The 842-nt window shown below is 65.7% G+C and carries 1 protein-coding gene; it reads left to right on the top strand.

The window, feature by feature from the left end; all coding sequences use genetic code 11:
• The first annotated feature begins 72 nt into the window (after positions 1 to 72).
• A protein-coding gene (locus tag V5F61_RS21170) for an IS5 family transposase (RefSeq protein WP_393990641.1) occupies positions 73 to 830 on the top strand; the annotation gives its coding sequence in 2 pieces (ribosomal slippage) (positions 73 to 379 and positions 379 to 830; 759 coding nt in all).
• The last annotated feature ends 12 nt before the right edge of the window (positions 831 to 842 follow it).

An 842-nucleotide genomic window follows, 5' to 3' on the forward strand; every position in this document is an offset into this window, starting at 1 on the left:
TAGGCAGTGGCCCCATAAATTTGCGGGTTTGAGCGCGTCGTGATTCAAGCTCCCGAACCGGGAGCCTGAGAAATGCGCCGCCACGAACTGACCGACGAGGAATGGGCGATCATCGCGCCGCTGCTGCCGAACAAGGTACGCGGCGTGGCGCGGGTGGACGATCGCCGGGTGATCAACGGCATCCTGTGGCGGTTCCGCACCGGTGCGCCGTGGCGGGATGTACCGGAGCGCTATGGGCCCCGCACAACCCTCTACAACCGTTTCGTGCGCTGGCGAGCCGCCGGGGTGTGGGACCGGCTGCTGGAAGCGGTGTCGGCCGCCTATGACGGCGACATCGTCATGATCGACAGTTCCTGTGTCCGGGTGCACCAGCACGGCGCTGCCGTCAAAAAGGGGGCGACGACGATCGTTGCATGGGACGCTCCCGGGGTGGCCTGACCACCAAGATCCATGCCTTGGTCGATGCTGAAGGCAGGCCCATCCATCTCGCCCTGACCGCCGGACAGGCGGGTGATGCACCTGCAGGGCGGGAACTGCTGGCCCACCTCGCCCCGGGAGGCATCCTTCTCGCCGACAAGGCCTACGACACCGACGCCATCCGCGCCGAGACGGCAGAACGCGGCGCCTTTGCCAATGTGCCGCCGCGCGTCATCCGCAAGCGGACCTTCGCCTTCAGCCCATGGCTCTACCGACAGAGGAACCAAATCGAACGCTTCTTCAACCGCATCAAGCAGATGCGAGGCCTTGCCACGCGCTACGATCGCCGCCCGGACAACTTCCTCGCTGCCCTCAAGCTCGCCGCAACCCGCATCTGGATCAAGGCGTTATGAGTCCGCGGCCTA

Source organism: Xanthobacter sediminis, from assembly GCF_043195015.1.
Classification (GTDB): domain Bacteria; phylum Pseudomonadota; class Alphaproteobacteria; order Rhizobiales; family Xanthobacteraceae; genus Xanthobacter.